Raw genomic sequence first — 5,952 nt, forward strand, 5'->3', positions numbered from 1 at the left:
GCCAACCTCACCCTCCCCCACCGCATAGGTCACAGCCTCGGCCCCCGTCAACGGATTCCCCGGCGGAACCAACGCCCTCCGGCCAGCCCAGAACCCCAACGCGCCAACACCCACGATCGCCACCGCCACCCACAGCGCAACCCATCGACGCTTCATCACACCTTCCTCATCACATCGGACACTACCGGTGAAGCCGGCCGGGCTCCTCGGAGACCTCCAACGGCACGCTTCCGGGTGGACTCCGACGGTACGACGATTGAGGATGACGTCCCAGCCGGAGCCCACCACATGACACAGCCCGTCGAACGTCGACCCGCCACTCCACACACTCCAGTTTGTGTGCGTCGCGAGGTCGGTTCAGGCTCCAGTTCACTGGCCACTGGTAGCCACCTCCTCGACGAGTGTCGTCGGCCCGTAGCTGGCGTCCGAGATCACGAAGCCCGATGGGATGCCGAGGCTGGGAAACCCGTCGATCGTGCGGTCTTGGATCCGCAGGAGCTGTCCATCGTTGCGCAGCTCGAATCTGATGATCGAGTCGTCTCGGCCGGTGGGAATCGTCTCAAACGTTGTGTTGGTCTCCGTGCGATCAACGATGCGCAGGTGAAGGTTCGCGAGGAGCAGAATGGTCGCCGCGCGAAGCTGCGGCGACGCAGGCGACTCCCGGATCAAGCTGAGCGCGAAGTTGACAACGTCCGTGTCGGTCTGCACCGACGGTTTGGCTCTGATCATCCGTTCGAGTGCGTCCGGGTCGGTGGGCCAGTCCTGCTCCAGCGCCGTGTGTGTCGAGCTTTGGGCGGTAATGGTCGTCAAACCTATCCGGTCGCCGACATCCATCCCGTTCCGGTAGTAGAGGGCCCGGCTCTCGTCGTCGAAAAAGACCGGAGCATGCAATGTGACTTCGATGACGAAGGTTCCCGTGCGACTCACCCAGACGCGTCGAGTCTCCGGAACAAGGTATGCGATCCGCTCCTCGGAGCCGGGAACGCTGGTAACGGCGAGGTTCGTCGCTGTCGATTCGGTGTAGTAGTAGTCGCCGGAACCGAGGGTCGAGACATCGACGACACCGGCGGCGTACGCGATCTCTTGGAGCGAGGCGCTCACGGCTCCGGGACGGACCGCCTGGATCACGACGGCCGCCGCGACCAGGACAACGACCGCCGCGACGACGATCACCGGCCGCGACAACACCCACGGCCGGTGTCTGACGGTCCGGCCATCCGCACGGGACGCTGCCCGGTACCGGGCGTCGATGCGTTCGATCTCGCGTTCGGTAGGTGCACGCTCCACGAGCGCGGTTCGCAACAAACGATCGATCGGATTCATAATTCGTCCTCCTCCACCACTCTTTGTGCAGCTTCGGGAAGGAGTTCACACAGCCGAACCCTGGCACGGTGAATCCGCGATCGGACGGTGCCTACCGGGATCCCCAGGATTTCAGCCACCTCGCGGTACGACAGGCCGTCGAGAGCCACCATCAGCAGCGGCTCCCTATCCCTACGGTGAAGCTTGCCCAAAGCCGCGACGACCTCGGCTCGGACCCGCGCAGCGTCTGCCGCTGCCGCCGCGTCGACGGCGGGGTCGATCTGAACGTTCAGCCAACCTGCGGCGATTGCCGGCCCCCTCGACCTTCTCACCCACTGCTTCCGTAGATGGTCTCCGACAATGTTGTGGGCGATGCCGAACAGCCACGGACGAGCGTTTTCCCTCGACAAGTCGAACCGAGAGCACAACTGAAACGCACGGGCGAACACCTCACCGGTGAGGTCGGCCGCGTCGTTTCTCTGAACCCGTCTGGCTACAAACCGGAACACATCATCCCGGTAACGTCGGTAGATCTCATCGAACCACGCAGGATCGGTGAGAGACCGCTCAATGAGCACGTTGTCCGCGACAGGATCATGCACCAGGAACCGAACCCTACCGACACCTCGCCGCCGACTATGACGACCAGTAGGACACCGACTCCGCCCGATTGTTGAAGAACGTCAGATCATGAATCGATCCCGAACCGGTCGTCGACTCGAATCCCCCGGTCCGATTGGGTCCGTCGTGATGCTTCAGGCGATAGCAGCCGTTGAAAGACGATGAGATCCGATTATCCCAGAACCCAGACGTATTCCACCAACCTCCCGCACACGACGACCCCACCACCGAAATCGAGGAACCGGATCCGCCGTAGCCGTCGTAGTGGATCCCCAGCGTGAACGAAGCGACCGTCACGCCGACCTTGCTATCGGAGAATACGATGGAACCCGGCGTTCCCACAGGGAGTCGCAGCCGACCATCAGACGCGTCAAGCATCGCCTCAGAGAAAGTGCCGTAACAGTGGGGCGGCGACAGGACAAGCTCGCCATCGCCCTCCGTCGCAACCACAGTAACGACGCAGTGCGACGCTCTCTCGCCCCCATCAGAAACCGTGGACGCAACTAGCGGATGGACGATTCGAGAGTGCACCAGTCTCGGGCCGCTTGACGGCGGCCACGTCGCCCCGACGTGCAATCAGCTCAGACCACGACCACCAGACGCCGCCTCGATCACACGATCAGTTCGATAGCACACCACCACGAGGAGCAGATCGGCGCCGAGCGTGCGACTCCGTGCCGAAGATCGACGTCGCCGCCATCGAGCACAGGTTGCCGATGCCACCTTTGGCTTTTCATACCTTTCCGATGTCAGTGCCGGCGACCCTGTCAGGAACCCTCAAACTCGCCGTTTCCCGATGAGCGATGGCTCGCATCAGTCCGGAACAAGAAGACCGTGACCAGGAGTGATGACGAGGGTGGAGTATCGGACCCTGAGCGCTTGCTGCTCAATGTCGCTCCGGACGATGAGCGATACGCTCCTTCCCCTCGGCAGCGCGTTCTGGATCTTGCACATAGTTCCTTCCAGGGCAGAAGGGCAGCGTCACCCTTGAAGCGACACTACGAGGCCCACCTCTCCAAGAAGCGGCCTCGTAGTGTATAGTTTGCACTATGTTGTGGATTGGTCGTTCGTGACCACCGAAAGCCCCTCCACGTGGCGCGTGCGCCGGCGGTCCGTGACCCTGCGTATCGCCCTTACGCTCGTCTCCATCGTGCTCATCTATCAAGCCGACCGCCAGTTTGAGAACTACCGGAATGCAGTTGCGAGGACGTACTCAAACGGTGAGTTGTGGAGATGGTTCATTGCAGCGGGAATGGTGCTCTTGGCCGGTGCCGCCGTTGGGTTCGCCCTCCGGCCCCACCCCGTGAGCCGAGGCTTCGTGCCTCTACGAGCCGTCGGGATGGCTGTCGTGCCGTTCTTTCTTGCCATGAGCCTGCCGATGTTCTCCTGGGGTTGGCCCGGAACGCCGATGGGATCGTGGTTGTGGTCGGTGCAGATGCACTTCGCCGGCGAGTCCCTCGCAGTGCCGATGTGGCTTCTCGTTGGCCTGGCGATCGTGGCCGGCTTCGACGAGCACGACGACACATCCAGCCCTCCACCTGCGGTCGACAGTCGGCACAGCATGCCATGAGACCACCTCCGCGACACTGACCTTTCCACACCAATCACCCAGGACCACGGCCGACCAACTCCCCGTTTCCGCTCGGCTCACATTGCGTCTGGTCCTGGTTTCTACCGCAGCAGAACTAAGCAAGCGAGCCGATAAAGTTGACCAGTGTCGGGAACGGGCTTCGGATGCTCCGACCCCTCCACGAACCGCAATGGTCACACCAACGGGGCCCCGTCATGCCGACACCCGGCACTCCGGTCAGATCACTGCACACAGGGACTCCGCTTCGTGTGGAACGATCGGCTCCTCCGAGCGATCGTGAGTATGGCTGTCCAACTCACGTGTCCCAGATGGCGAGGCGTCAAGCGGCGAGCGTCGCCCGAGGTGGGACGGTTTTTCGTGTGACCGGGAAAGTTAGGTGCTGTCACGAGGGTACCCTTTTTGCCCATGGTGACGGAACAGCAGGTGCGTGACTCGCTCAGAGATGTGATCGACCCGGAGGTCGGTGTGAACATCGTCGACCTCGGGTTGGTGTACGACATCTTCATAGGGGAGGAGGCCGTGATGGTCGTCATCACGGTCACGACTCCGCTTTGCCCGCTCGGCTCGTACCTCACCCAGGCGGTGGAGGCCCGCCTGCTGGCGTTCCCTGAAGTCGAGTCGGTCGAAGTACATACCGTCTACGAGCCGCCCTGGAACCCGTCGATGATGAGCGACGAGGCCCGACGATCCTTGGGTTGGGTCGGTTGACCACCCGCCGAGCCGCCGCCCCCCTCTGGATGCTCATTCCTGCCGTGCTGGCATTGATTGTTGCGCTCTGGGCCGGGTTGGCTCGGCTGGGATGGAGTGCGTTTGCGACAGCCCCCTATCCGCAGATGCATGGGCCGATGATGGTGTTCGGTTTTCTCGGTACGGTCATCGCCCTGGAGCGGGCCGTGGGTCTGGGCAGGCGGTGGGCATTCGCCGGCCCCGTGCTGACCGGCCTCGGTGTGATCCTGCTGCTGGTCGGGCTGCCGCCGATCATCGGTGCGGTGCTGATCTTCCTCGGGGCGGTGCTGGTGACCGCGGTGTATGTGGAAGGGTTGAGGATTCAGCCGGAGCTCCACATGGCCGTGATGGCGCTGGGAGCGGTCGCCTGGGTGGTGGCCACCGCCGTCTGGGCGGGTCTACCGACGGACATGGCCAGGATCGTCCCTTGGATGGCGGCGTTCCTGGTGCTCACCATCGTGGGAGAACGGCTCGAGCTGGCACGGATGGGTGGCGGCACGACGAGAATCCTCGGACCGTTCGGTTGGGCACTGCTGGTGTATCTGGTGGGAACGGCAACGACCGTCGCCTCCCCGGCTGTCGGAGGCAGAATCGCCGGAGTGGGCATGACGGCACTGGCGTTGTGGATGGGGAGCCATGATCTGGCTCGTCGCACGATCCGTATTCCTGGACTGCCCCGCCACATCGCCGTGGCGCTCCTTGCCGGGTATGGCTGGCTGGCTGTCGGCGGCGTGCTTTGGGGGTTGGGCGGGTTGACCGGCTACGGGTATGACGCAGCGCTCCACGCCGTCTTCCTGGGTTTTGTGATGTCGATGATCTTCGCTCATGCCCCGATCGTGGTGCCGGGCGTGTTCGGTCTCGACCTGCCCTACCACCGAGTCTTCTACGGCCATCTCGTACTCCTCCACGTGGCCCTTCTGGTCAGGGTCGTCGGATCCCTCACCTCGAACGGAAGGCTGTGGCAGTGGGGTGGGATGTTCACCGTCGTCGCAGTCATCCTGTTCCTTGGAGTCACCGCCGGCTCCGTCATCGCAGCGAGACACAGGAGCTGATCTACGGATCGCATCCCAACAAGCCTGCGTGTGCGCGCACCTGGCGATCGCAGATCTCGGTGGCGCCGCCGCTATCGGAGCGCAACTTCATACTCCAGGCGAAACCACGACCTTTGCGGACATGATGTGTACTCGGTCGGGTACCGATTCGCTCAAGCCGCACGTTGTCAGGACACGGGCTGCAGGAGGTTCGTGCCCAACGGCGGCGGGCAGGATCCGTCCCTCGGAAAGGTACGTGCATCCTGGCATCGATTCGTTGCGCCCGCCTTCTGGCCCCGGACGATCCCGTATGAGTCGACGAGACCTCGGTGTATCCCGCAGACCCTCCCGACGGGGCACACCCGAGCGCCTGGCCATGGTGCCTTGGCGGCCCCGTCGCCGGCCTTGTGCGATCACCTTGTGAGAGCGCCCCCGGTTGGGTGGACGCCCTGGCTGTTGGTCAAAGAGGAGCGAGCCGTCACATCTTCCGTGTCGACTCACCGATGGACGCGAGGCTCGCCCAAGCTGATCGTTCGCACGGGTTCTGCCGCGAGCGAACTCGTCACCCCTGCCGCTGAGAGTACGACAGGAGCCGGGAACACATACCAACGGCCCGATCAAAAGCACCCACAGGGAACTCGGAATCAACCGTCCCGGGTTTCGTGGAAGCTCCACGAAACC

7 protein-coding genes are annotated in these 5,952 nt (G+C 63.3%); 3 read left to right on the forward strand and 4 right to left on the reverse strand.

What is annotated here, in order from left to right:
• The 4 genes from GXP34_10945 to GXP34_10960 form a co-directional block, all read right to left on the reverse strand.
• Positions 1–156 (reverse strand): hypothetical protein (locus tag GXP34_10945; GenBank protein NOY56488.1); only part of this gene is annotated, 156 nt, incomplete at its 3' end.
• Between the two features lie 213 nt (positions 157–369).
• A complete protein-coding gene (locus GXP34_10950) occupies positions 370–1,323 on the reverse strand; it encodes a hypothetical protein (GenBank protein ID NOY56489.1) in 954 nt (317 codons plus the stop codon).
• Positions 1,320–1,904, reverse strand: a complete 585-nt coding sequence (locus GXP34_10955) for an RNA polymerase sigma factor (GenBank protein NOY56490.1) — start codon at positions 1,902–1,904, stop codon at positions 1,320–1,322. Before GXP34_10955 ends, GXP34_10950 begins: the two co-directional genes overlap by 4 nt.
• Positions 1,905–1,938: 34 nt before the next feature.
• Entirely contained in the window at positions 1,939–2,301 is a 363-nt protein-coding gene (locus GXP34_10960) for a hypothetical protein (protein NOY56491.1), read from the reverse strand.
• A 691-nt stretch (positions 2,302–2,992) separates the two neighbouring features.
• Here GXP34_10960 and GXP34_10965 point away from each other — a divergent pair.
• The 3 genes from GXP34_10965 (at position 2,993) to GXP34_10975 (ending at position 5,292) form a co-directional block, all read left to right on the forward strand.
• Positions 2,993–3,493, forward strand: a complete 501-nt coding sequence (locus GXP34_10965; GenBank protein NOY56492.1) for a hypothetical protein — start codon at positions 2,993–2,995, stop codon at positions 3,491–3,493.
• Between the two features lie 426 nt (positions 3,494–3,919).
• Positions 3,920–4,222: a metal-sulfur cluster assembly factor gene (locus tag GXP34_10970; protein NOY56493.1), complete on the forward strand. Its 303-nt coding sequence runs from the start codon at positions 3,920–3,922 to the stop codon at positions 4,220–4,222.
• Positions 4,210–5,292, forward strand: coding sequence for a hypothetical protein (locus GXP34_10975; protein NOY56494.1), 1,083 nt, complete (start codon positions 4,210–4,212; stop codon positions 5,290–5,292). The genes GXP34_10970 and GXP34_10975 overlap by 13 nt, the downstream gene beginning before the upstream one ends.
• The last annotated feature ends 660 nt before the right edge of the window (positions 5,293–5,952 follow it).

This window comes from Actinomycetota bacterium (assembly GCA_013152275.1).
Classification (GTDB): Bacteria; Actinomycetota; Acidimicrobiia; order Spongiisociales; family UBA4744; genus BMS3Bbin01.